This is a genomic window from Photorhabdus stackebrandtii (genome assembly GCF_011189495.1).
Taxonomy (GTDB): domain Bacteria; phylum Pseudomonadota; class Gammaproteobacteria; order Enterobacterales; family Enterobacteriaceae; genus Photorhabdus; species Photorhabdus khanii.
Genome location: NZ_PUJV01000003.1, coordinates 89,241 through 114,485, shown reverse-complemented (window position 1 = coordinate 114,485; position 25,245 = coordinate 89,241). Strand labels below are relative to the sequence as shown.

Annotated in this window: 22 protein-coding genes and 5 pseudogenes; 17 read left to right on the top strand and 10 right to left on the bottom strand. The window is 42.8% G+C overall.

Annotation, left to right across the window (positions count from 1 at the left end):
* The first annotated feature begins 21 nt into the window (after positions 1-21).
* The 8 genes and pseudogenes from otnI to C5470_RS03625 all read left to right on the top strand — a co-directional run bounded on the left by otnI (position 22) and on the right by C5470_RS03625 (position 5,454).
* Complete coding sequence (otnI, locus tag C5470_RS03655; protein WP_166286030.1) at positions 22-801, top strand: 2-oxo-tetronate isomerase; 780 nt, start codon at positions 22-24, stop codon at positions 799-801.
* Positions 802-813: 12 nt separating this feature from the next.
* Positions 814-1,427: pseudogene (locus tag C5470_RS03650) on the top strand (DeoR/GlpR family DNA-binding transcription regulator); the annotation flags it as partial.
* A 110-nt stretch (positions 1,428-1,537) separates the two neighbouring features.
* The gene (gene denD, locus C5470_RS03645; RefSeq protein WP_166286028.1) at positions 1,538-2,503 is read left to right on the top strand and encodes a D-erythronate dehydrogenase; all 966 of its coding nucleotides are present in this window, start codon (positions 1,538-1,540) and stop codon (positions 2,501-2,503) included.
* A gap of 2 nt (positions 2,504-2,505) precedes the next feature.
* Positions 2,506-3,882, top strand: a complete 1,377-nt coding sequence (locus C5470_RS03640; protein ID WP_166286026.1) for a GntP family permease — start codon at positions 2,506-2,508, stop codon at positions 3,880-3,882.
* Between the two features lie 31 nt (positions 3,883-3,913).
* Positions 3,914-4,104 (top strand): annotated as a pseudogene (locus C5470_RS03635) (TIGR03745 family integrating conjugative element membrane protein); the annotation flags it as partial.
* An 85-nt stretch (positions 4,105-4,189) separates the two neighbouring features.
* Positions 4,190-4,675, top strand: a pseudogene (locus C5470_RS03630) (TIGR03749 family integrating conjugative element protein); the annotation flags it as partial.
* A gap of 13 nt (positions 4,676-4,688) precedes the next feature.
* The gene (locus tag C5470_RS22650) at positions 4,689-4,910 is read left to right on the top strand and encodes a hypothetical protein (protein ID WP_242687802.1); all 222 of its coding nucleotides are present in this window, start codon (positions 4,689-4,691) and stop codon (positions 4,908-4,910) included.
* A gap of 13 nt (positions 4,911-4,923) precedes the next feature.
* Positions 4,924-5,454 carry a TIGR03752 family integrating conjugative element protein gene (locus C5470_RS03625; RefSeq protein WP_242687801.1) on the top strand — a complete coding sequence of 177 codons (531 nt, stop codon included), beginning with the start codon at positions 4,924-4,926 and terminating at the stop codon, positions 5,452-5,454.
* A gap of 388 nt (positions 5,455-5,842) precedes the next feature.
* Here the strand turns inward: C5470_RS03625 and C5470_RS23365 are convergent.
* From C5470_RS23365 to C5470_RS03605, 3 genes and pseudogenes are all read right to left on the bottom strand, one after another.
* Positions 5,843-6,051 (bottom strand): annotated as a pseudogene (locus tag C5470_RS23365) (DUF1281 family ferredoxin-like fold protein); the annotation flags it as partial.
* Positions 6,047-6,298 (bottom strand): annotated as a pseudogene (locus C5470_RS03610) (Tn3 family transposase); the annotation flags it as partial. The pseudogenes C5470_RS23365 and C5470_RS03610, both read right to left, overlap by 5 nt.
* Positions 6,299-6,466: 168 nt before the next feature.
* Positions 6,467-6,748 carry a hypothetical protein gene (locus C5470_RS03605; protein WP_166286024.1) on the bottom strand — a complete coding sequence of 94 codons (282 nt, stop codon included), beginning with the start codon at positions 6,746-6,748 and terminating at the stop codon, positions 6,467-6,469.
* A gap of 822 nt (positions 6,749-7,570) precedes the next feature.
* Between C5470_RS03605 and C5470_RS03600 the strand changes: the two genes are divergently transcribed.
* Positions 7,571-8,260, top strand: coding sequence for a S1 family peptidase (locus tag C5470_RS03600; RefSeq protein WP_166286021.1), 690 nt, complete (start codon positions 7,571-7,573; stop codon positions 8,258-8,260).
* A gap of 50 nt (positions 8,261-8,310) precedes the next feature.
* Here C5470_RS03600 and C5470_RS03595 read toward each other — a convergent pair whose 3' ends face one another.
* On the bottom strand, positions 8,311-9,009 hold the full coding sequence (locus C5470_RS03595) for a cytotoxic necrotizing factor Rho-activating domain-containing protein (protein WP_166286019.1): 699 nt from the start codon (positions 9,007-9,009) through the stop codon (positions 8,311-8,313).
* A 186-nt stretch (positions 9,010-9,195) separates the two neighbouring features.
* Here C5470_RS03595 and C5470_RS03590 point away from each other — a divergent pair, with 186 nt between their 5' ends.
* Positions 9,196-10,215: an IS110 family RNA-guided transposase gene (locus C5470_RS03590; RefSeq protein ID WP_242687799.1), complete on the top strand. Its 1,020-nt coding sequence runs from the start codon at positions 9,196-9,198 to the stop codon at positions 10,213-10,215.
* Positions 10,216-11,031: 816 nt separating this feature from the next.
* On the top strand, positions 11,032-11,985 hold the full coding sequence (locus C5470_RS03585; protein WP_166286017.1) for a hypothetical protein: 954 nt from the start codon (positions 11,032-11,034) through the stop codon (positions 11,983-11,985).
* Between the two features lie 378 nt (positions 11,986-12,363).
* Here C5470_RS03585 and C5470_RS03580 read toward each other — a convergent pair whose 3' ends face one another.
* A complete protein-coding gene (locus C5470_RS03580; RefSeq protein ID WP_036849556.1) occupies positions 12,364-13,227 on the bottom strand; it encodes a helix-turn-helix domain-containing protein in 864 nt (287 codons plus the stop codon).
* Between the two features lie 500 nt (positions 13,228-13,727).
* On the opposite strand from C5470_RS03580, the gene xthA reads away from it, so the two are divergent.
* Complete coding sequence (xthA, locus tag C5470_RS03575) at positions 13,728-14,534, top strand: exodeoxyribonuclease III (RefSeq protein WP_166286015.1); 807 nt, start codon at positions 13,728-13,730, stop codon at positions 14,532-14,534.
* 57 nt (positions 14,535-14,591) lie between these two features.
* Here xthA and C5470_RS03570 read toward each other — a convergent pair whose 3' ends face one another.
* Genes C5470_RS03570 through C5470_RS03560 form a run of 3 tightly spaced genes read right to left on the bottom strand, consistent with a single transcriptional unit; the run spans position 14,592 to position 18,133 of the window.
* Positions 14,592-16,520 carry a DNA topoisomerase III gene (locus C5470_RS03570; RefSeq protein ID WP_166286013.1) on the bottom strand — a complete coding sequence of 643 codons (1,929 nt, stop codon included), beginning with the start codon at positions 16,518-16,520 and terminating at the stop codon, positions 14,592-14,594.
* A gap of 5 nt (positions 16,521-16,525) precedes the next feature.
* Entirely contained in the window at positions 16,526-17,569 is a 1,044-nt protein-coding gene (gene selD / locus C5470_RS03565; RefSeq protein WP_166286011.1) for a selenide, water dikinase SelD, read from the bottom strand.
* Positions 17,570-17,581: 12 nt separating this feature from the next.
* Positions 17,582-18,133 carry an NAD(P)H nitroreductase gene (locus C5470_RS03560; protein WP_166286009.1) on the bottom strand — a complete coding sequence of 184 codons (552 nt, stop codon included), beginning with the start codon at positions 18,131-18,133 and terminating at the stop codon, positions 17,582-17,584.
* A gap of 169 nt (positions 18,134-18,302) precedes the next feature.
* On the opposite strand from C5470_RS03560, the gene sppA reads away from it, so the two are divergent.
* The 3 genes from sppA (at position 18,303) to pncA (ending at position 22,008) form a co-directional block, all read left to right on the top strand.
* Complete coding sequence (sppA, locus tag C5470_RS03555) at positions 18,303-20,168, top strand: signal peptide peptidase SppA (protein WP_166286007.1); 1,866 nt, start codon at positions 18,303-18,305, stop codon at positions 20,166-20,168.
* Positions 20,169-20,337: 169 nt separating this feature from the next.
* Positions 20,338-21,357, top strand: coding sequence for an asparaginase (gene ansA / locus C5470_RS03550; protein ID WP_166286005.1), 1,020 nt, complete (start codon positions 20,338-20,340; stop codon positions 21,355-21,357).
* A gap of 12 nt (positions 21,358-21,369) precedes the next feature.
* Entirely contained in the window at positions 21,370-22,008 is a 639-nt protein-coding gene (gene pncA / locus C5470_RS03545) for a bifunctional nicotinamidase/pyrazinamidase (protein WP_166286003.1), read from the top strand.
* Positions 22,009-22,069: 61 nt separating this feature from the next.
* Here the strand turns inward: pncA and C5470_RS03540 are convergent, their stop codons facing one another.
* Complete coding sequence (locus tag C5470_RS03540; RefSeq protein WP_133812892.1) at positions 22,070-22,339, bottom strand: YeaC family protein; 270 nt, start codon at positions 22,337-22,339, stop codon at positions 22,070-22,072.
* Positions 22,340-22,425: 86 nt separating this feature from the next.
* Entirely contained in the window at positions 22,426-22,836 is a 411-nt protein-coding gene (gene msrB, locus C5470_RS03535) for a peptide-methionine (R)-S-oxide reductase MsrB (protein ID WP_166286001.1), read from the bottom strand.
* 340 nt (positions 22,837-23,176) lie between these two features.
* Between msrB and gapA the strand changes: the two genes are divergently transcribed.
* Both gapA and C5470_RS03525 read left to right on the top strand, forming a co-directional pair.
* The gene (gene gapA / locus C5470_RS03530) at positions 23,177-24,172 is read left to right on the top strand and encodes a glyceraldehyde-3-phosphate dehydrogenase (protein WP_166285999.1); all 996 of its coding nucleotides are present in this window, start codon (positions 23,177-23,179) and stop codon (positions 24,170-24,172) included.
* 126 nt (positions 24,173-24,298) lie between these two features.
* Positions 24,299-25,177 (top strand): D-hexose-6-phosphate mutarotase, encoded by an 879-nt coding sequence (locus tag C5470_RS03525; protein ID WP_166285997.1) that lies wholly within the window; start codon positions 24,299-24,301, stop codon positions 25,175-25,177.
* The last annotated feature ends 68 nt before the right edge of the window (positions 25,178-25,245 follow it).

Genomic DNA, 25,245 nt, shown 5'->3' with positions numbered 1-25,245 from the left:
TAAACCAACAAGGAATTCATCATGGCTAAATTTGCGGCAAACTTGAGCATGATGTTCAACGACGTGCCTTTTACAGAACGTTTTGCCCGCGCCGCCAAAGCCGGATTTAAAGGCGTTGAATATCTATTTCCTTACGAAACAGCGGCAGAAAACCTTACGACCCGGTTAAAACAGCATCAACTAACACAGGTTTTGTTCAACATGCCCGCCGGAAACTGGGCAGCAGGTGAAAGAGGGACAGCCTCTATTCCCGGACGCGAAAAAGAATTTGCTGAAAGTGTGCAAACTGCCTTGAAATACGCGTTAGCGCTGGACTGTAAGCAAATTCATGCTATGGCAGGAAAACTGAATGAACAATTCACACTGAAACAACAGCATAAATGTTACATCAGAAATATTCAATATTCCGCTGATGTGATGGCAGAACATAACATTAACATATTGATTGAACCCATTAATATTCGTGATATGCCGGGCTATTTTCTGACAACTCAGCATCAGGCTGAAATATTGTTAAAAGAAATTGATCGCCAAAATGTCTTTATTCAGTTGGATCTTTATCATTGCCAGATCATGGAAGGAGATTTACTGCGCACCATTGAGCGCCTATGGGGAAAATTCAGCCACATCCAAATTGCCTCTGTACCGGAGCGTCATGAACCCGATAGTGGCGAGGTAAACTACCCGTGGCTGTTTAATAAACTGGATGAAATGGGTTATCAAGGGTGGCTGGGTTGCGAATATCACCCTGCCGGCCACACTGAAGACGGTTTGGGTTGGTTGATCAAAGCACAGAAATAACCAGGAGAAAATATGCTCCCATCAGAGTGCAGAGACTTTATTTATCGCTATGTACATGAATATCGGGCAATCTCTATCAATGCACTGGTTGAGCTGATGAGTGTCTCGCATATGACGGTACGGCGGGATATTCGCACTCTGGAAGAAGAAGAAAAAGTTATCAGTATCGGCGGCGGTGTACAACTCAGTGATGTTTTGCGTCAGGAGCTGCCCTGGAATGAAAAAGCCGGGCTTCATCACCGGCATAAACGGGAAATTGGTCAATATGCGGTATCTATGGTTGAAGACGGACAAGTGGTTTACCTTGATGCCGGTACCACTACGTTTGAGATTGCCAGAGTATTGGCTGAACATTTTAACCTTACCATCATCACTAATGATTTTTCCATCACCCAATACTTGATGAACAAACCTCAGTTGAACCTGTTCCATACCGGAGGACAAGTCGATAAGAGAAATCATTCCTGTGTTGGCCGCACCGCAGCCTGAATGTGGATATCGCCTTTATTAGCACCAGTTCACGGGATCTGGAACATGGCGTCTCCACGCCACATGAAGAAAAAGTGTTAATTAAACAGGCAGTGCTGGAAACCACCCACCGCCGGGTTTTGGTTTCCGCCAAAAGTGCAGCAACAATTACGGGAGCACAACCTGATATTGCATACCGTCAACGTATAAAATAAAAATTCCTACCCTACAAGCAAATAGCCCAAGGCTATTGAACAGGAGAGGCACAATGAAAGTGATAATCACTGGTGGAGCAGGTTTTCTGGGTCAGCAACTAGCTAATATTTTGCTAAAAAACAGCCAAGAGTTAAATTTCGAACAACTCATATTGACCGATATTCAACGCCCTGTTTTACCGGTTGATGATCCCCGAGTCCAGTGTCTGGCACTGGATTTAACTCAGGCAAATGCTGCGGAAAAACTGATTGATGAAAACAGTACGGTATTATTTCATTTAGCCGCCATTGTCAGTAGCCATGCTGAAAATGATTTCGATCTGGGATTACAAGTTAACTTTGATGTTACCCGGAACTTATTGAATGTGGCACGGGCCAGAAATCCAAAATTGAAGTTGATTTTCACCAGTTCCATTGCAGTATTTGGTGGAGAACTACCGGCGACTATCACCGATCAGTGTGCAGTTAATCCTCAATCATCCTATGGCACACAGAAAGCCATGTGTGAATTGCTGATTAACGATTATTCCCGCAAAGGGTATGTGGATGGCCGGGTACTCCGCCTGCCGACAATCAGTGTTCGCCCCGGAAAACCAAACAAAGCCGCATCCTCTTTTGCCAGTGGTATCATCCGTGAACCTCTGCACGGAGAAAACAGCGTCTGCCCGGTTTCCCGCGATCTTACTTTGTGGCTTTCTAGCCCTGAAACGGTGATCCGCAACTTTATTCATGCCGCTCAAATTCCGGCGGAGAAATTTGGCCTTTCCCGCACAGTTAATTTACCTGGTATCAGTGTCACTGTTCAGGGCATGATTGACGCACTGGCAGACGTTGCCGGGCAAAAAGCCGTGGATCTGATCCGCGTCGAACCAGACGAAAACATTAACCACATTGTCGCCAGTTGGCCGGGTAACGTTGATATCAGCCGTGGGCTGTCGTTGGGTTTCCATGCTGATGGCACTTTCCATGATGCAATCCGGGCTTTTATCGCCAATAACCTGCCCCAGAATGGAGGCTAATTATGGAACTCTACATTCCGGTCATTGGTTTGGGTATAGCCGTATTTACCCTGATCTTTCTGGTACTGCGTACCCGAGTTCATGCTCTACTGGCAATGTTGATTGCAGCGGTGATCGCCGGGATCTCTGGGGGTTTAACCGCAGCGGATACCGTCGATATCATGACTAAAGGCTTCGGCTCTACACTGGGCAGTATTGGTATTGTTATCGGTTTAGGGGTCATGATGGGACGGGTGTTGGAAGTTTCCGGCGCAGCTGAACAGATAGCCTATAGCTTTATCAAATGGTTAGGTAAAAAACGCGAAGAGTGGGCATTAGCGATTACCGGTTATATCGTTAGCATTCCGATTTTTGTCGATTCTGCTTTCGTTATCCTCTATCCACTGGCTAAGGCCCTGGCGAAAAAAGGCAAACGCAATCTGCTGACGCTTGGCGTCGCATTGGCCGGTGGATTGGTTGTTACCCACAGTGCCGTCCCGCCAACACCGGGACCACTGGGTGTTGCAGCTATCTTTGGCGTAGATATCGGCGCTATGATGCTGGCCGGTATGGTTCTGGCAGTTCCTTGTGTTATTGGCATCGTGTTTTATGCCAAATGGTTAGCAGCAAAATATCCTGAATTTCAGCCAGTTGATGAAACTGAAAACCTGAAAGAAATCCATCAGTGCTATATGGAAGAAAAAGCGAATAAACCCCTGCCTGGTTTATTTCTCTCTCTAATGCCGATTATCGTTCCTATCGCATTGATCTTCATTAAAGCCATAAACGGGCTGTTATTGCGCACCAAAACTTTTTTGGGGCAAGAAAACAACTTATATTTTCAGGTATTTGATTTCCTTGGTGCGCCAGTTATTGCCCTGACGATCAGTGTATTACTGGCAGTTTATACCCTGATGCCAAAAGCTAATAAACATGAAGTGATGGATCGTCTGGAAGAAAGTTTGCAGACTGCCGGTATTATTTTGCTGGTGACGGGAGCTGGCGGTGCATTAGGGGCGGTATTGCGCGAAAGTGGAACCGGCACTATTTTGGCACAGCACATAGCGAACTTACCTCTGATACCTGTGTTAATCCCATTTATTATTGCAACACTGGTTCGCTTAATTCAAGGCTCGGGCACCGTAGCAATGATTACTGCCGCTTCTATTTCTGCCCCAATTATTAGTCAGATTCCAGGGATCAATATGCTGGTTGCCGCACAAGCAGCAGCTATGGGCTCACTGCTTTTCGGTTACTTTAATGACAGCCTATTCTGGGTAGTTAATCGAATGATGGGAATTAAAGATGTCAAACAACAGATGATTGTCTGGTCAGTGCCAACCACTATCGCATGGGTAATTGGCTTGTGTGGCGTGATCATTCTGGATTTGGTGTTATAAGCACTAAACTCAATAAAGTGCTGTACGCCAAGTGATAGGAGGGCTGGTTGTTGCCGCGGTTGCGTTTATCAATGTGGCAGCGGCGGTAATTCATACTTTTTCTGAAGTTCTCAGTGACAGGGCATCTTGGACTAAATTTGGCGCGCTATCGTGGTGGTTGGGGTGGTGCTGTTAGTTGCCGTTATCTGGCTGTTGGGCAAGTCCGCCTCCATTATTTTTTAAACGAGAGAGGTAACAGCATGGTTCAGACTCTTCGTTTTTTACCTATGTGACTACGTTGACGAACAACCATCAGGTTTACCACGGTGCCAAAGGGGATAACACGTCAGCAACATCTCCCTCTCCTGCCGGCGAACGTCAGGCCGCCCGGCGTCAAAAACTGTCCTACACGGCTCCACTGCCGGTGGTCCTGACCCGTTACGCTGCGCAGAGTCTGTATGCGCCGTTGCGTACAGTAGAAGCTATTCCCTGCATTCACCCTGTATCATTGGCACTGTCGCCCCGATTGACCACATTGTATCCCCCTGAGCCTGTAATAGTCTCCCCGTTAGGGGGCTGGGGTGTGGATGACCTCGTTGTGGTGGCGTTGAAAGTACGTAACACCTACCGTAAGAACGTGGTGCTTGATCCACGCAGGTTACAGGGGCAATTCATAGCAGCGACCTTTCAGCATCGTTGGCTGGGACCGTCAGGCACGCCAGAAGACACGACTACCGTCTATTTGGTGGTGAAAGGTCGGCCTGAGCGTGCTTTTCTGCCAGAACCGGTGAGGTCAAAAATGCTAATGAAGTAAAAAGGAAATCCTCATGCAAAAAAAGCAACAGCAGGTATTGAAAACGGAGCAGCAAACGCTGTTCAGCCGGCTTGATCAGCTGACCCGTCAGTTAAGTAATAAAGGTATGAGTACGGAACACACTTTGTCTGAGCGTGATATTCCGCTGGGATTAGGATTGAACGATACCGGCCAAGATACGACCTCAGACGCGGACAGGCTGGTTTGGATTACCCCACAGGATGTGTTCGGCTGACTCACCAGCTGCAATGAGCGGTCAGCCAGCGACTCCCCGTTTTCCAGTGTTATTTTTGGAGGACAATGCATTGAGCCGTCAGAAAGTGGAATATGACGGTATGGCTAAAAATCAGCGAGCCATTACTAATGGTCATACAAACGAAACTATCCGTCCCATTTATACCCTGCTCGAGAATACGACGCTGGTCGGCAGCCAGGCGATGACTGCATTATTAGGCCGGGTGCCAGTAAATGACAAAGTCACTGACCCATATCCTTTTAAGGTACTGATGGGTAAAGATAACCTGACTGCCAACGGCATTGAATTGCCTGACGTGGAAGGTGCGATTGTTTCTGGTACGGCTACCGGTGACTGGACCTTGTCTTGCGTACGCGGCAATGTCACCTCTTTAACTTTTGTCTTTGCAGACGGTACTGTCAGAACCGTGCCGAAATCGGATAATCGCACCAACGGCGGCCAGCACATTCAGGACAATAACGCCGGCAATATCGGCTGGTTGTCTGACGATAACGGTATTCCGTGTTTGCCATCACCCGGCTAATATGCCAGGGTGTGAAGAATGGCTTCAGGTGTTTGTTGCCCAGATTCATCTCCATGAAAATACCACCGAGAAAATCGTGAGGTTCGTGTTCCAATACCCTCATGACATGCACAAGCAGTTGAGACAGCCGGGTCACCTCTTCCGGTTCATAATGTTTTATGATTTGCAAATACTGTTGCTCCAGCTCACTGTCCGGGCAAAAAGCATTATGCAGACTAATTGCCGCACACTGCACAAAATCACCAAATACCCGGTAGCGATGACGATAACGAGCCGTTTCATTAAATAAAGCCATAAACGCTTTTTTATGATTAATCAATACAGACACGTGTTCCTGAGAAAAATATCCGCCGGCAGTAGAATTATCAGACGCTCAGGCAAACCTGAACCTGTTTTCATTCCGGTACTTGTCGTAACCACAAAAGTCACAATCATCCTCAAAATAGTGGGTGATATGGCAGTGATATTGTCCGGACAAAGGTGCCATGATTTTTGCATACCACGGCTCCCAGGGTGCTATGTCAAAATTCCCGGTCAGACGCCATCGTCATTGTGCTTCCAGGACATGTCATAACCTCGCGGCCGTGCCATACCGTATCCAGATGTCGAACATGTAGTGCCCTTCGTACTCTTGTACGCCAATCAGGTAGCCGAGCGGTTCTGGGTTACACAGTCGTGTGGAGGCGACAAACCCCTTGCCTCGCCCGAAATATTTGCGAGAGTAGCGTGCTTTCACTGTTGACCGTTCGACACCGAACTTCTGACCATCGACGACACCATACAGAGCATCAAGGTCGAAGGAATAATGAGGGAAGATCGGCAGCGTAGCAATGGCATTGTTAATCCAACGGCTATTTCGGTGTAGTATTTGAATAGCTGGTTTTATAGGAATAAATAATGACGATATTTTATTAGCAATGAGTAGTTTTATTTTTGAATTCGGTGACCATTTGGACGGTCACCGATGGTAATAACATAAATATATTTTAATCTAATTTCACCAAGGATTAATTCATAGTGTTATAATGAAAGGAAGAATCAGTAAGTTATTATTTGTAACCGACAGATCATAAATAACAATGTGGCTGTTACTGGAAATAGCATATGATGATGTTATGTCACCTTTTTTCATTGCCATTACATAACCGCGTGAATCAAAGCGATTCCAAGTACCAGTAGTTTCCCCTGGATTTACAACATAATATTTGTCATCTGCTTTACCCCTTTCAGTACTCCAGTAATTAATTGAAATCTCAATCTTTTTAAGCGTATTATTCGTGACTTTAAGAGTCATATTACAATTCCTCACTATTTTAATCTGATTTTATTAAAAAACAATTTATCAAAACCCCAATCTAGAATGGCGGCATTAAATATAGATATAAAACTCAAATTCACCTAATTTTTTTACAGGTTTTATGTGCTGTTTTTTATTACATCTCTTATCTGAAATAAGTTTCCAAGGCAGTTTTAAAATTAAAAACATCGAATAATCCATTACGGTTTAAAACGAACATTATTGTTCAAAGCCGTAATGTTTATTTAAATTCAAAAATAGTTACAGCATTACTTTTTTAGTGCTTAATAATATAAATATCTTTCGATGATATAAAACAGAGTGGGCTGATATAATATGAAAAAATATAAGATTTTACCAGTCTGGCACTAACATAGTAATAAATAGGCTATGTTTTCCCCCTCCCACCAATATGGTTCAAAGCTGGAGCTAAGATTCTAGTACTACAGCCGTACTTACTTTTTTCAACAGAAAAGACACGCATAGAAAAGCTTAATTCATGCGGTTTCTCAGCGTTGTGAGCATCAAGGAAAATGCAACTTTCTAGTATCTACGGCTGTAGTACTAGATAACCCCCCCCCCTGACCTTCCCTAATATAATCCCTCAATTGAGCTCATGTTAAAAACAAACCTTATCCGTATTGTAAAATACCAAGTTACTTAATAATAAGTGTTTATTTTTCTTAATTTCAAATAAGAAAAATCCATTAATTATAAATGAGGTATAAATATACATATCATTGTTATTCTGCCAGACCATATTTATATAGTATACAATGGAGTTTTATCTCTGTCATCGTATTATACAAGGATTATATTATGAAAGAAAAATTGCTTTTTACTCTGATTTTTATCGGCACGCTCTCATATTCATTAATGGCAAACAGCGCCAGAGAATTAGATACAATAAATGGTCAACCTGCGGAACCGGGTGAATTTCCATTTTATTCAGCACTTAACACAAAAGATGGAAACATTGAAGGTCACCGTTGTGGCTCGATATTAATCAATAAACGTTGGGTTTTAACAGCAGCTCACTGCGTTGAAGATGATAATATAAAATCCACAATCTATGTAGGATTAGAAAGGTATAAACCTACACCAATTTATAAGGATAAAGTTGATATTGAAAAAATTATTATTCATCCAAAATGGTTGGCACGAAAACGTGGGCAATATGACATAGCGCTCATTAAGATCAACCGAGATGCAAACAGTGATACTTTTGCAAAACTCAATGGAATAGATGAAACTATTGATCTGCCAGTTGATACAGAATTAACGGTTATTGGTTTTGGAAAAACAGAAAGTGTATCAACACCGAATATATTAATGAAAACCGATGAATATATCCTTGATGATAAGATATGTATCGAAGTTCCTCCGGGATACCCTGATACAAATTACGATCCGGCAATAAATATTTGTTCTGGTAATCAAAATGGAGGTGTCGGCGGTGGAGATTCAGGCGGGCCATTGATGATTAAACTCAACAACCACCGACTTTAGTCGGTGGTTGTTGAGTTTAGAATATACTCCTTGCATGCTAGTTTATTAAATTATTTTTTAGGTGGAAATGACAGATCTTCAGAATAAACTTTTATTTTAATCACACCAGCATCTTTTGTGATGAGAACATAAGCCAGTCTCAATCTTGGGTTACGAGAGCTGTCTTTTATCTGATTATAATCAAACAAATTAACCTTTTCATTAGCGGAGGTTATCCTGGTATTTCCACTGACAGAAGTCTCTTTTCCAAAATAGGTAACCATGCTGCTATCATAGCTAGAAAATATATCAACCAATTGATTACTTCCTAAAACTTTTCCATTGTCTGTATTAGCCAGCATATTTTCTATCTCCACTAACTTTTTATTTGTTAAAGCTACATGAGATTTATAGATGCTCTCAACTCCCTCACGGTTAGTTAACCAATTATCATCACCCATTTTTTGCCTGGCATGATAAGCATAAAAATAACTCTCATCAACAGCATAGATCATTGTGCATCCACTTAATTCGCCTGCTGATATAATTATGGGTTTTCCCTCTTTTATTTCATTAAACGGAATTTTGATGCCGATTTTACCCGATTCACCATTGGCAACATCCATAACACTAATATTATCATTAAGTTTATATTTCCCTCCCCAATGGACCATAACTGGGCCGGAGGCTGACTGAAAACTAATATCCTTGTCTTTCCATGTGATTAAAACTCCGTGTAACTTACCTTCAATACTCGTAATATCATTCATTGAAAAATGACTAAATAAGATTCCAAAATAGCGCTACATCTTATACCACTCATAATTCTATATATAACAATAGGTTGAAGATGGATGTGTGTAGCAGAATTATGAAATAATGAAATGGACACCCTCCCCAAAACGGCTTCAGTGAGCCATGCTGAATACATCAGCAAAAATATGAAGAGGTGTCCAATGGAACAAGTTATCGGAATTGATCTGGCAAAACGGGTGTTTCAATTACATATTGCATCCCCGCTTGGAAAAATGATTAAAAATACTGTGGTCTCACGTGATAAACTGATGGCTTTCATTGCGCAACAACCCCCTTCAAAAATCGTGATGGAGGCGTGTGGCAGCGCAAATTACTGGAGTCGCCAATTTAAACGATTTGGTCATGAGGTGAAACAAATCAGCCCCCAATATGTCACCCCATTTAGAATGGGCAGCAAGAATGATAAAAATGATGCCGTGGCTATTGTGGCAGCAGACAGTCGTCCGGGGATGCGTTATGTTCCGGAAAAAACGCAGGAACAACAGGATATTCAGTGTTTGCATCGGGTTCGCCAGCGGCTAATGAAAAACAGAACGGCGCTGATTAATCAAATACGGGGATTGGGCTTAGAATATGGCATTGCCATGCCTGAAAGCGCCCACAAGGTTGAACAATGTTTGCCTGAGCATCTGGAAAACGCGGAAAATGACCTGACGCCAATAAGCCGTGAACTGTTTCAGGAACTCTTGTTTGAACTCAAAGAACAGCAGCAGCGTCTGAAGGTGCTGGATAAACGCCTCGACCACCTGAACGCGCAACAAGAAGATATCGGCCGGTTACTGACACTGCCGGGTATCGGCCCACTGGGGGCATCAGCTCTGATGATAGCCTTGGGCGACAATGACCATAACTCAGATATGCCACCTCTCCCCAACCACGTTGGTGGCGATCAGGGAATTTCCTCCCTTCAGCGATGTAATTATTTATTGCGCCCGAATCGTAAATATCGGTGTTCTGAGGATCTAACGCTCCTTTCCTATAAGAAGCGCTCTTTGTTATCCAACTTGCAACACCAAGCTGAGAATTTACCAACCAGACTGGAACACCATCTTTCGATTTTAAATTGCTCCCCATTACCCCCGGCAAGAAAATTACCGGGATCACTTTGCTCGCATATTTCAAACAAACTGCTATCAGGTTTTCTTCCGTTCTGGCATTAGGTACGTTGTAGTACGGACGACCACATTCATCATATTCGGGATGAAGATAAATTTCATTTTCTTTTTCAATTGGTTTATCCATTATCTACTCCTTACCTTCTATTGCGTTAACCGAATGAATTATTCCTGGATAAGGTTTTTCTCTTAACGGGTGTATACAAAAATCAATATAAAGAATACGAAAAACATAACATATCAAAAAAAACCAGACAATATAAAATTTATTTTCAGGAGATATTGCATTGATTCTTTTTTATTTCAGTATCAATTTTTCCGTTTTATATTTTAATAAATGACAAATGCAATGATGAAGACTTGTTATTCCACCGACTATAATTAAATAATTTTTTATTATATTTCAATTTATTGCATTACATCGCGCCATTTCAAAGAGTAAATTTATTTATTCTATCATTACCATCTTTTCGTTCATTTAGCGAGTAATTGGAATATCACCCTCCTTAATACAAAAGATAATCAATCTCAATTACGCTATATTTAACTAAACGATACTTAAACAACATCGTCCATAAACTTCATAATCAATGGCATTTTCAGGAATATTCTTAGTAATTTCTTAATGAGGGTTTAATTATAAAAAGATAAATCAATGAGTACTAAAACGCAGAAAAGAATTACCCATATTCAAAGAAAATCCAGAATTGGTAAAGGGATAAGTTGTCAGTCTGATATTACCAATTAATGAATAAAATAACTTTACGATGTTAAACAAATCAATAAGTAAACGGAACTATTCACCTTGTTAAACAGCCATAACCTCATCTATAAGACCCCCGCATTAAGAATAGGAAAAAAATGCTAAGACAACTTATCTCCACTAGCCTGATTTTTAGCTTACTGTCAACTGCTGCATTAGCAGCAAAACCACAAAATTATCTTTACACTTCATCTGATAACCTCAACCAGCTACATGAATTGCTGAAACGTCAGGACATCAATGGCGTACAAATAGTTTATAACTGGAAACAATTGGAGAGTGCACCGGGAAAATATGATTTTTCCGCGATCGAAAAAGATCTGATGTTGCTTAGCAAGATCCAAAAGAAGTTGTTTATCCAGATTCAGGATCGCTTTTTTGAGAAAGATGCCCGCTATATCCCATTTTATCTTCAACAAAGCTCGAAATATCAAGGTGGTTTAGTTGCACAGGTTGATAATCCCGGTGAAGGTAAAGCGCAAGGTTATGGCTGGGTTGCTATTCAGTGGAATACCAATCTGCGCAAACGCTATCAGAATCTCCTTTCTGTATTAGCAAAAGAGTTTGATGGCCGTATTACCGGCATTAATCTGCCAGAAACCGCCATTGATATTGACATGAAGCACGACACAACCGGTTTTAGTTGCGACCACTATTTTGCCGCTGAACTTGATAACATTAAATTTGCCCACCAGGTATTCAAAAAATCCTACGTGGTGCAATACGTTAACTTCTGGCCATGCGAATGGAATAATGATCACCAATACATGTCCCGCCTATTTAATTTCGCGTCAAAAAATAAGATCGGCCTGGGTGGCCCCGATATCGTGCCATATCAATCTGCACAGATGAAAAACGCCTATCCCTTTTTCAACCGTTACAAAGGCAAGCTGGATTTGGTCGCGATGGCGGTCCAGGAACCCACTCTGACCTACATTAACCCAAAAACCAGGAAACCCTTCACTCAGGAGGAGTTTGCTGATTTCGCTGAAAACTACCTGGGAGCGAACATTATTTTTTGGAGCTCTGCAACACCGTGGCTGAAACAATAAGACAAGGTTGTGATAAACGCGCCAGAGGATGAGTATCACCGTAGCCCTCCCTGAATAGCCTGAAGCCGGGAGAACCCCGGCTTAGAAATCATGTATCACCCATCTCAATGAATACATGGCACTCACATGCAGGATACTTTGCACTTCGAGCAAGGTTCGAATTAAGCAAAGCGAGATAACAATGTAGTGCTTGCAGTGTGTTAGTCCAAAAGGCGAGGAAACCGTCTATCTTTCCTTACCACCATAAAAAATTATTCTAGGTATAACAAAAAATAATAAATATAAATTTATCATCTGGGTACAGTGAAAACTTTCTATCATTATCTCCGCAAGACAACAACGCGGAGCTTACAATAAGCTACTCCGCGTAAAATAAATTTAACTCATATCATTTACTGAATCGATAAAACGATTAAGTACACTTGAATGTGATTTAGACTTATAAATATAACATTGATTTGCTGTACCCGGTTTTTCAATAGGAACAAAACTTAAAGCATCACCTCCTTCCAATTCATCAGGATGAGAATCTGTAATGAAAATATAGTCTCTTGAATAAATGAAATTCATGCAGCACCCCATATTATCCATCTGGCGCATATTCACTTTGCCACCACTTTGAATAACTTCTTCTTCCAGATTTTTAATGAAACTGCTTTTATAAAGTACAGGATCACACAACCAAGTATTATTTTTTAGCAATTGCATTACATCACCACCAGCAATATCCAATAATTCTTTTCGGCAGCAAATTCCCAATTCTGGTCCTTTTATTTTGCGAATAAGACTAAAACGGTCACTTAGTATCTTTTCTGAGCTCATAATGAGCGTGTTGCCGTCATAATCCACTATTTCTTCAATGTTATCATAACTAAACCGGAATATATTTACTTGGGAGCTATTTCTGTCAGCTGCCTTATATAAATAAATTAGGTGCTTGTTTTTCCCCCAATCGTAATAAATATTAACTATGTTACATATGCTACCACTGATATGTTTTTTAGTTATTTCTTTTTCTTGTAAATAAAGATCTTTAAGATCATTATATAATTCTAAACCATCTTTAGTCAGACTCATCCCAAATTTCTCCCTTTTAAAAAGGCGCTTCCCTAATGTCGCTTCGAAGTCTTTGATTGATTTAGCTACTGGAGGAGTTGTTCGGTTCATCACTCTTGCCGCTTTACTTAAAGAACCATTTTCCACCACTGCCATGAATGCTTCTAATTTACGAGAAAAAAACATAATTCACCGTTCCTATATAACTTGTGGCTAAAATAATTTCTTTGAAATAGCCTTCACCAAATGACAGCTAAATCAGTTCGATACTGTGAAGGCGTAAATTTTGTACAAAAAAACAAATACTTCTCAAACATATACCACATAAAAAAAGCTTATGTTCAATACATAGGTGGCTCAATAAACTCTATTATTCATGTTTATCATGGTTCAAAAATTAATCTCAACCAATCAACCATTAGAAAATATAAACATTACTAACGAGCTCAATTTTCTATCAAAGATTAGGATAGGGTTCTACATTTTTCAGTAATCAATTTTTGTAACACTAGAGATAAAAACGGTCTAACCACAGTATTTTCTCACCATAAATTATTATATTTTTCACAATTAATTATAATATAGGGGTTCCGTTACTATTTCGTCCTGACCATTGTCAATAGTTACTTTTTAAAATCCATCTGTTACTATTGTTCCTGTGTCTTTTTACTGGATGGCTGTAAAAGATGAAATTTATCTCTTTTAATATTAATGGATTACGTGCCCGCCCCCATCAGTTAGCTGCGATCGTCGAGCAACATCAACCCGATGTTATCGGCCTACAGGAAACAAAAGTCCATGATGAGGCGTTTCCTTTAGAAGAAGTTAGGAAGCTTGGCTATCATGTGTTTTATTACGGTCAGAAAGCTCATTACGGCGTTGCACTGTTAACACGTCAGGCTCCTCTTACTGTGCGCCATGGTTTTCCTGGGGACAATGAAGATGCCCAACGCCGTATTATCATGGCAGATATGGAAACCCCACACGGGCTATTAACAATCATTAATGGTTATTTTCCACAGGGAGAAAACCGTGACCATCCAGTGAAATTTCCTGCAAAAGAGAAATTTTATCGGGACCTGCAAAGCTATCTGGAGCAAAATTTATCGCCTCAATCGCAAGTAATTATCATGGGGGATATGAATATCAGTCCGACGGATCTGGATATCGGCATTGGTGAGAACAACCAAAAACGCTGGTTAAAAACAGGTAAATGTTCTTTCCTGCCAGAAGAGAGGGATTGGATGGAGCGCCTGAAAAGTTGGGGTCTGGTTGATACATTCAGAAATCTGAATCCTGAATGTAACGACCAATTTTCTTGGTTTGATTATCGTTCAAAAGGGTTTGATGATAATCGCGGTCTACGTATAGATTTACTTCTTGCCAGTAAGCCCTTGGCGGAACGCTGTATTGCGACAGGTATTGATTATAAAATCCGTGAAATGGAAAAACCGTCAGATCATGCGCCTGTCTGGGTAGAATTTGAAATGTGATATTCTGTTAACACCGAATATCAACCAGTTCTGTTAAAATAACGTAGCAATTGCGCCCTACGGCGCAATTGCTTTAGCTTTTTTTACTGATTTTGCTTTTTTCCCTTTTTTATCTTTAATCGGAACTGGCGGCAAATCACGAAAAGCTTTTAAATTACGGTTCTGTTTAGCCTGCCAAATTAATTGCTGCAATGTCTCCTCAAGTGGCCCCATGAAATCTTGATAACGGAACTGTTTCTCGCTGATTTGCGTTAACCGGGATTCCCAGTGGGCGGTCATATCCGGTAAAGCAGCCATATCAGGTACTACATGAATGAGTGCCCTACCCGCAGGCGTTGCATGAATATGACGCCCTTTTTTATAAAGAAACTCCCGTTTAAACAACAGTTCAATAATGCCGGCACGTGTTGCCTCAGTACCCAGCCCATCCGTTGCACGAAGGACTTTTTTTAGTTCCTTATCCTGCACAAAACGGGCAATCCCCGTCATAGCAGAAAGGATAGTTGCATCAGTAAATGGCTTTGGTGGTTGAGTTTGGCGTTCTACCACTTCTCCTCTTTCACACAATAATTCATCACCTTTAGCAACAACCGGTAATGGTGTTCCATCGTTTTCTTCATCACGCTCTTTATTGCCAAGCAATGTTCTCCAACCTGCTTCAGCAAGAAAACGCGCTTTAGCAATAAATTTTCCACCGGCAATTTCCAATTCAATAATACATTTACGGAATATGGCATCTGGGAAAAATTGCATTAAATATTGTCTGGCAATCACACCATAAATATTAGCCTCGTTGTCTGTCAGATTTATATGGTTACTTCGTGCCGTAGGAATAATTGCATGGTGGGCATCAACCTTTTTATCATCCCAACAACGATTCTTCCTGTCTGTTTCCAATAAGGCTTGTGGCAACAGATTTGTTGTATGAACAGATATTGCATTAAGCACCGCATGGCGCCCGGCAAAGTGCTCTTCAGGCAAATAACGGCAATCAGAACGGGGATAAGTAATCAGTTTATGCGTTTCATACAATCGCTGACAAATATCCAACACTTGCTGTGCATTCAGGCCAAAACGTTTAGCAGCTTCAATCTGTAACGAAGATAATGAAAACGGCAAAGGAGCAACCTCAGATTCCCGTTTATCCTGATAAGAGGTCACATAGGCCGGTTGGCCGGTGATTCTGGCAACAACATGTTCAGCCAGAGGCCGGTGTATCAATCGCCCTTCTTCATCCAGAAAATCAATACAAGATTCACTTGGCTGCCAAAGAGCGGTAAAACGCTCATCTTTTGGCGTAACAATATGGGCTTTCACCTCAAAGAAATCTTTTGGTACGAAATGCTCAATCTCTTCATCCCGGCGAACAACTAACCCCAAAACAGGCGTCTGAACCCGCCCGACAGATAATACACCCTGGTACCCCGCATTGCGTCCAAGCAAGGTATAAGCCCGGGTCATGTTAATACCATACAACCAATCAGCCCGGGCTCTGGCGAGAGCAGAAACGCATAGCGGGATAAAATCCCGGTTATCTCTTAACCTGTCAATAGCTCTGGTAACCGCTTGTGGGTTTAGATCACTTATCAGGCAACGGCGAACATTTTTTCGCTTTTTACCATCCAATTTCAAAAAATCCAGAACCTCATCCACCAGCAATTGCCCTTCACGATCCGGGTCACCCGCATGTACCACTTCATCTGCTTTTCCCAGCAATTCCCGGATGATGTTGAGCTGTTTCGCCACAGAAGGCCGAGGTTTTAACTGCCATTTCTCCGGAATGATAGGAAGATCAGCCAATGACCAACGGGCAAAGCGACTGTCATAAGCATCAGGTTCCGCCTGCTCCAGTAAGTGTCCGATACACCAGGTCACAAACTGGTTATTTCCACAAGCAATAAAGCCATCACCACGGCGATGCGGTTTCGGTAAAACATCAGCAATCGCCCTGGCCAGGCTTGGTTTTTCTGCAATAAAAAGCCGCATGGATATTATTCATCAACCTCAATCAGAACTCTGCCTGACTGTTGCTCAGACAACTCACCAATTGCTGTCAGTTCAATGCCATGACATCGTGCAATCGCTTTCACTTCATCTACCGCTTCCGGCAGAACAGCCAGCAGCAGGCCGCCTGATGTCTGCGGATCACATAACAGGTTACGCTGAAGCGCTGTCATTTCACCAATAAGATGACCATAACTGTCAAAATTACGCCCAGTGCCCCCCGGAACACACTCTTTTTCAATATAAGATCCCACTTCTGGCAGTTTAGGAATTTTTGAAAAATGGATAGTTGCCCGGACACCCGATCCTTGACAAATTTCACTCAAATGCCCTAACAGACCAAACCCGGTCACATCGGTCATTGCTGTAACACCCGCAACTTCGGCAAGATCAACCCCCGGTTTATTTAAGCGGCACATGGTTGCTGTCGCGACGCCCTGATGCTCAGGCAACAACAGGCTTTTTTTCTCCGCCGTGGTCAATACCCCGATGCCAAGCGGCTTTGTCAGAAATAGCTGGCTACCTGCTTTCGCTGCACTGTTCCGTTTCACCCGATCAATGTTAATGATACCGGTTACAGCCAGACCAAAAATAGGCTCAGGTGCATCAATAGAATGTCCTCCCGCCAGTGAAATTCCCGCATCTTTACAAACCGTCCGGCCACCTTCAATCACCTTGCGGGCAATTTCCGGTGCCAGTTTATCCATCGGCCATCCCAGAATCGCTATCGCCATAATAGGCTTACCGCCCATTGCATAAATATCACTGATAGCATTTGTCGCGGCAATACGCCCAAAATCAAACGGATCATCAACGATCGGCATAAAGAAATCGGTCGTACTGATGATGCCCGTACCATTGCCAATATCATAAACCGCCGCATCATCGCGCGTTTCATTACCTACCAGTAAGTGAGGATCAAGAAATTTTTCCTGCTCACTACGCAGAATGGTTTCCAAAACTTTCGGTGAGATTTTACAACCACACCCAGCACCGTGACTGTACCGGGTAAGGCGAACTTCTGTTGACATAACAGACTCCGGTCAGAAGTAGCTGACAAAATTAGTCATATCCGGCGTGGCAACTTTGCTTGGCGCTTTCAAAACAGGCGTTCCAAGGTAAAGAAAACCTACTACCTTGTCATGCTCATTACAACCCAGACCAGTACGCACCGTATCATCATCAGTCCATGAACCGGTACGCCAGATACCACCAAACCCTTGAGCCACCGCCGTCATTTGCATCGCGTGTACCGCGCAGCCGGCAGAAACCACTTGTTCCCATTCCGGTATCTTGGAATTCTCCATCACCTTTGCAATAACCGCGATAATTAATGGTGCACGATAAGGCGCACTTTTGGCTTTTTCTTCCGCTTCAACACCCAGATTACTGTCAACGGCAGCCTGGTGGAGTAATTGGCTAAACCGAACAATCCCCTCATCCTGCATGACAATAAAGTGCCACGGCCGCAATGTGCCATGATCAGGCACTCTCATACCAGCGGCCAGAATATTCTGTAATGCGTCACCCTGAGGCGCCGGTGTCGTTAAACGTGATGCTGAACGTCGGTTCAACAAGAGTTCTAATGCATTCATATTTTTCTCCTGAATAAGCTATTTTATTATAAGCTAACATTTTCTGTTTATTTGTTAACGAAGAAAAGCCCAAAAGCGGCCTTTTCGGACAATTTGACACTATTTGAAGCTGACATTTATATGTCTGGTCATTAGGATAGCCCTACTTGATCCTATCTTTGGAGATGATATGCGTATTTTATGGAAGTTGGTCGCAAGATTATTTAAATGGAGTTGGCGACTGCTGAATTTCGTTCGGGAAGTCATTTCAAACCTGATTTTTATCCTGCTTATCCTGGTTATTGTTGGGGGCTTTATGCTTTATCAACAGCCCAATAAAGCGGTAGATAGTTATCAGGGAGCATTGTATGTCAATCTCACCGGTGTTGTTGTGGATCAGGTTTCCAGCCGTAACCCATTGAATCAATTGGGACGTGAACTGTTTGGTTCATCCGGCAATAAATTACAGGAAAATTCTCTGTTTGATATTGTTGATACGATCCGTCAGGCAAAAACCGATGACAAAATCACAGGTCTGGTGCTAAAACTTGACGATTTCATCGGCGCTGACCAGCCATCTATGCAGTATATCGGTAAAGCGATTAATGAGTTTAAAATTTCTGGCAAACCCGTTTACGCTATCAGTGATAACTACAACCAGCCGCAATATTATCTGGCCACTTTTGCCGATAAAATTTATCTGTCGCCACAAGGTGCAGTGGGTCTTTATGGCTATTCAACCAATAACCTCTATTACAAATCCCTGCTGGATTCACTGAAAGTCACCACACATATTTTCCGGGTCGGGACGTATAAATCAGCCGTAGAGCCGGTTATGCGCGATGATATGTCTCCGGCTGCACGGGAAGCTGACAGCCGTTGGGTCAACGGTCTTTGGCACAACTACCTCAATACTATCGCCGCTAACCGCAAACTTTCTGTTCATCAGGTATTCCCAGGCGCAGATGAGATGATTGCCGGCTTGCGTGCTGTTGGCGGAGACAATGCCCAATATGCACTCAGACGCAAACTGGTCGATTATGTCGCTCCACGCAATATCATTGAAAGTGAAATGACAAAAGCCTTTGGCTGGGATGAAAAAAACCGACATTTCAATGCCATCAGTATTTATGATTACGCGCCACAATCGCTGGCAAACAAATCATCATCCAAGGGTAATATTGCCGTTATCATAGCGCAGGGCGCGATCGTTGATGGCCAACAGGTTCCAGGAATGGTTGGCGGTGATACAACCGCCGCTCAGATCCGTCAAGCACGTTTGGATGATAATATCAAAGCCGTTATTCTGCGGGTAAACAGCCCTGGCGGCAGCGTTAGCGCTTCCGATGTTATCCGCACCGAGCTGGCGGCTCTGCGTGCAGCGAATAAACCTGTCGTTGTTTCTATGGGTGGAATGGCTGCATCCGGGGGTTACTGGATCTCTACCCCTGCAAATTACATCATCGCAAACCAAAGTACGTTGACCGGTTCTATTGGTATCTTCGGCGTCATTACCACTTATGAAAACAGCCTGGATCATATTGGTATCCACACTGACGGCGTTTCCACGACACCACTGGCGGGTATTTCAGTCACGAAAGGGCTCAGTAAAGAGTTCTCAGAGCTGATGCAGCTTAATATTGAGAACGGCTATAAGAACTTTATTGGCCTTGTTGCTGACTCACGCAATAAGACATCAGAAGAGGTCGATAAAATTGCTCAAGGGCATGTATGGACTGGTAACGATGCTAAAACCAATGGATTGGTCGACCAATTAGGTGATTTCGACGACGCGGTTGCCAAAGCAGCTAAATTGGCAAAACTGGATAATTCAGAACTTGACTGGATGCAGCCGGAAATGTCATTCAGTGAGTTGCTGATGAGCCAGTTGACAGCAACCACTCAAGCTATCGTACCGGAAGCTCTTCAGGCATGGCTTCCTGCGCCAATGACGCAGGTCGCTCAGGCAGTAAAACAGCAAGCTGAGTTCTATCGTCATTTAAATGATCCACAAAATCGTTATGCGTTCTGTTTAAATTGCGGAGATATTCGCTAAAAAACCATCATAATGCATGACATTAGCAGAAACATGCCACTGGAATTCCCCGGTATGATCCTAGTGGCAACTTAATTAATGGCGTTTTTAGCCTGACAGATACTCTGTCAGGCTTTTTTTATTTTGTAATACTCCTATAATCCAGCTGATCTTTTTACGAGGCACTGTCATGCAGAAGAAATCTATTTATGTCGTCTATACTGGCGGAACCATTGGGATGCAACGCTCATCTCAGGGATACGTTCCCGTTTCCGGGCATTTACAGCGCCAGCTCACCAAAATGCCTGAATTTCACCGGTCTGAAATGCCGACATTCACCATCCGTGAACATCAACCACTGATTGATTCTTCTGATATGACCCCAGAAGACTGGCAGTTTATCGCTGATGATATCCGGCAAAATTATGATGATTATGATGGTTTTGTGATCCTACATGGCACGGACACGATGGCATTTAGCGCATCCGCTCTCTCTTTTATGTTTGAGAATCTGGGTAAACCGGTGATTGTGACAGGATCGCAAATCCCGCTGGAAGCACTGCGCTCTGACGGGCAGACAAACTTGCTAAATGCGCTTTATCTTGCCGCTAACTACCCAGTTAACGAGGTCAGCCTGTTTTTCAATAATAAACTGTTCCGTGGGAATCGGACGGTCAAAGCACATGCAGACGGTTTCGATGCTTTTACCTCACCAAACTGTTCCCCATTGATGGAAGCAGGTATTAACATCAAGAGCTTCAATGCATGTCCGGCCCCTGCCAGCCATGGTGAATTTATCACTCATCAGATTACCCCTCAGCCTATTGGTGTGATAACCATTTATCCCGGCCTTTCCAGTCAAGTTGTGAATAATATTTTAATGCAACCGGTTAAAGCCTTAATCCTGCGCTCATACGGCGTCGGCAACGCGCCACAGCATCCTGAATTATTGAAAGAGCTAAAACAGGCAACAGAGAGGGGGATAGTGGTTGTCAATCTGACTCAGTGCATTTCTGGCAGGGTAAACATGGAAGGCTACGCAACAGGTCATGCTTTGGCTGAAGCTGGGGTTATCAGTGGTTACGATATGACCTTTGAAGCAACTTTAACTAAATTGCACTATTTACTCAGTCAACCCTACAGCAATGAAAAAGTTCGTTATTTAATGCAACAAAATTTACGTGGTGAATTAAATTATGCCGACAAATAATCTGGGAAAGAGATGAAAACAGCCTTATTACTTATTGATCTACAGAACGATTTCTGTACCGGCGGTGCGTTAGCCGTAAAAGAGAGCGAGCACGTCATTGATGTTGCAAATCAGGCAATTGATATCTGTCTGAAACACAATATCAGCATTATTGCCACTCAAGACTGGCACCCCGCTGAACATATGAGCTTCGCAGCAAACTCCGGTCAGAAGATCGGGGATATCGGTATACTAAACGGTATTCCGCAAGTATGGTGGCCGGAACACTGTATTCAGGGGCAACATGGCGCTGATTTCCATCCACAACTGAACAAGCAGGCTATTACTGAGATTTTCTACAAAGGCGAAAATCCACAAATCGACAGCTATAGTGCTTTCTTTGACAACGGCCATCAGAGTAAAACCCGGCTTGACGACTGGTTGCAAACAGAGCAAATTGAACGCCTGTTTATTATTGGTATTGCCACTGATTATTGTGTGAAGTTTACCGCACTGGATGCACTGGCATTAGGTTATGAAACTTGGGTAATTACTGATGGTTGCCGGGGGGTTAATCTCAGTCCAGGTGACAGCCAATCTGCATTCAAAGAGATAAAAGAACGAGGCGCGATACTGATAGAACTTGCTCAACTAGACAGCACCCTTTTCTGATAACAATCAAGGCCAGGCTGAGTTCAACAAACCCAGCCTTTTCATATCCATCTTGTGAAGATTATGGCTTAAATGTTGCCACCATTTCAGACTGAAAGGCCGCCTTCAATTCTTGTTTACTCTTCATCACCAACTGACCATCAGTACCGATAGTCATATGCTCAGGTTCATGGTTGTGCCTTGCTTGCCATAGCATAATCATTTGCAGGCTATTTTCTTTCTGCTCTACAGTTAGAGGCACACCATCCTGCCATTTACCCAGTTCGACTGCCTGAACTAGGCGTTGATATATTTCTGGTGTCATTACGGATAACAGATCATCCAGTTCCATTGATATTTCCTCATTAATTTTCCAGAATTAGCTGAAACGATTTTTCTTACATAAATTAACGGCTATGCCGGCAATGATAAAAATGTCTAACCTGCTGTTTTTTCACCTGTATTTTCATCAGTGAAACTTAACGCAGCCGAGTTGATACAAAAACGCTCTCCTGTTGGTTTCGGGCCATCAGGGAACACATGCCCCAAATGAGCGTCACAATGGCAACAACGAACTTCAATACGCTGCATATTATGACTATTATCATCAAGATACAGTACTGCATCATTGCTGACAGGCTGGTAAAAACTCGGCCAACCGCAGCCAGAATCAAATTTAGTATCAGACATAAATAACGGCTGTCCACAGCACAGACAATGATACACACCACTTTTTTTATTATGGAGCAATTTCCCTGAAAATGGCGGTTCTGTCCCGGCATTCTGGGTAACATGACGCTGAATATCAGTAAGCTCTGTATAAAGGGCAACATCAGGATGCTTAGCCATAACGACCACCTTAATAAGATTCATGTTTTCAATAAAATCAAATGATAATAACAAAAAATTAACATTACATCAGTGGAATTTATTTTAAGCGGTTAACTGAAGATGTTTATCCTACTATTTGTGATGTGACTCGCATATCTAACCGATTAACTTTCAATATCTGTTTATGCCCCGATAATGATGGGCGGATCGATTGCTGGTACCGTATAGCAAGTGTCTGAATGGTGCACTCAAAGTTGATGTTTTTCAACTATTGACACGATTCCGCTTGACGGCTGGCAAGGTTTTGGTAACTTTAGTAATAATTTTTAATTCACTAAAAAATAGCTGGTGGAACACTATGACTATCAAAGTAGGTATCAACGGTTTTGGTCGTATTGGCCGTATTGTTTTCCGTGCTGCACAAGAACGTTCAGACATCGAAATCGTCGCAATCAACGATTTGCTGGACGCAGAATACATGGCTTACATGCTGAAATACGATTCAACTCACGGTCGCTTCAACGGAACGGTTGAAGTAAAAGACGGCCACCTGGTTGTTAACGGTAAAACTATCCGTGTGACAGCAGAACGAGATCCAGCTAACCTGAAATGGAATGAAGTGGGCGTTGATGTTGTTGCAGAAGCAACAGGTATCTTCCTGACTGATGAAACTGCACGTAAGCACATTACCGCGGGTGCGAAAAAAGTGGTTCTGACCGGCCCATCCAAAGATGACACACCTATGTTTGTTATGGGAGTTAACCACAAAGCTTACGCAGGCCAGGACATCGTTTCCAATGCCTCCTGCACCACTAACTGTCTGGCGCCGCTGGCTAAAGTTATCAATGACAAATTCGGCATCGTTGAAGGGCTGATGACCACTGTTCACGCAACCACTGCGACTCAGAAAACCGTGGATGGCCCTTCTGCAAAAGATTGGCGCGGTGGCCGTGGTGCCGCTCAGAATATCATCCCATCTTCTACCGGTGCGGCTAAAGCAGTAGGTAAAGTTATCCCTGAGCTGAACGGTAAATTGACCGGTATGGCTTTCCGTGTTCCTACGCCTAACGTCTCTGTTGTTGACCTGACTGTACGTCTGGAAAAACCAGCCACCTATCAGCAAATTTGTGATGCCATTAAAGACGCGGCTGAAGGTGAACTGAAAGGCGTTCTGGGTTACACCGAAGATGACGTCGTATCTAACGATTTCAATGGCGAAAAACTAACTTCTGTATTTGATGCAAAAGCCGGTATTGCCCTGAATGACAACTTTGTGAAGCTGGTTTCCTGGTATGACAACGAAACAGGTTATTCTAATAAAGTTCTGGATCTCATCACTCACATCTCGCAATAACTGAGTCATCACCTTGCCTGAAAAGAGCTGCCTTTTCTGGCGGCTCTTTTGTTTTAATCTGCTTACAACATGCGTTATTCTTCGGTCATGCAATATGCCTGCTTTGGGTTTATAAGGTCATAACACATGAACGATAAAATTTTTGCATTACCGGTTGCAGAACAGATCTCCCCTTCCATCAGTCAACGAAACATAGATGGCTTCCCATTGATAGTCGTGTCTCATCCTAAAGTTCGTGGCGCAATCAGCCCGCAAGGGGCACACCTCATCGCCTGGCAACCCAGTGATGAAGAGCCGGGATTGTGGTTAAGCAAGAAAACAGCATTTAAAGCAGGCACCGCTATCCGTGGAGGCATTCCTATTTGTTGGCCTTGGTTTGGTCCCGCAGGCGTACCAAATCACGGTTTTGCCAGAACGCTTCCCTGGGAATTCAGTGCACATAATGAACATGAAAATGGCGTAATATTAACTTTCACGCTGAGAGACAACGAGTATACCCGTAAATTATGGCCTTATAATTTTACCTTGATTGCCCGTTTCAAACTGTGTGAAACCTGTGAAGTGGAGCTGGAAGCCTATGGTGATTATCAGGCAACCTGCGCCCTGCACACTTATCTGAATGTAGGTAATATTAATCAGATTTCAGTCAGTGGGCTGGGTAAACATTTTATTGATACTGTTGCTGACAAAGAGCAATACATAACAGGGGAAAATCTTACTTTCACCGGCCACACTGACCGCATTTATACAGAACCCGAAGATTTTAATCTGATAAGAGACAACTCACTGAAACGGACAATTGAAATTCACCATTACCATCACAGTGATGTTGTATGCTGGAATCCCGGTGCTGAATTATCGAATAATATGAAAGACATGTGTGATGAAGGTTACAAGAATATGATTTGTGTAGAAACAGCTCGTATAAATAAACCGTTAATTGCCAAAAATGATAGCCCAGCCCACATTTCAGTTGTCATTCGTTGCCGGAAAGACCATCAGTAAATATCTCAAAAAAAGCCACAAAAAAGACTGAATACAATCCAGTGAATTCAGTCTCTACCCGATATTAT